The sequence below is a fragment of the Cupriavidus sp. 01L45 genome, from assembly GCF_056399885.1.
Map to the genome: position 1 here is coordinate 1 of NZ_JBFTSG010000173.1, position 534 is coordinate 534.

1 protein-coding gene is annotated in these 534 nt (G+C 61.0%); it reads left to right on the plus strand.

Annotated features, from left to right (window positions below):
- Positions 1–325 (plus strand): hypothetical protein (locus tag AC1DT6_RS40575; RefSeq protein WP_477115629.1); only part of this gene is annotated, 325 nt, incomplete at its 5' end.
- Positions 326–534 lie beyond the last annotated feature (209 nt).

Here is a 534-nt window from a genome sequence, read left to right on the forward strand (position 1 = left end):
CTCAAACTCAAACATGGCCCCCTCTTTTCCGCTCTTTTTGCCTGCCGACGAGGCGCCCCATACGGCCTGGTACACCTTGACGGCTCGCTTCGCATCGCGCTGGGGTGCGGACCCGCCCTTGGGGGCGCTCCACACGGCTACCAATCGTTGGTTTGGCGGCTCGCTCCTGCGATCGTCTTCCCTTGTTGCTGGGGTGAGCAAACCAGCGGATTACAAGTGGCAGCTAGCGCACAAAGACGGAAGGGAGAAGACAGGAAATTCGGCGTCCGAAGAGCCGAGAGATTTCGACGATGCGCGATATCGCCGGATCGACGATTCGGTGTAGTCGTGTGGAGCGCCCCCGAGGGGGGGCGCCCCATCCGGCGCGCCTTTTTTGCCTACTTTTTTGGCAAGCGGCGTGTGTCAAGGTAGTTGTCGCCTCAGCCGTTACGCTGCTTGCTTGTAATTCTCTGCGTTTTTCTGCGCTCGCTCCGGGTTCAGGTACACCGCATCTGGGAGTTCCCAGTTGCGGATGCCCGCGCTCCAACGCTGCGG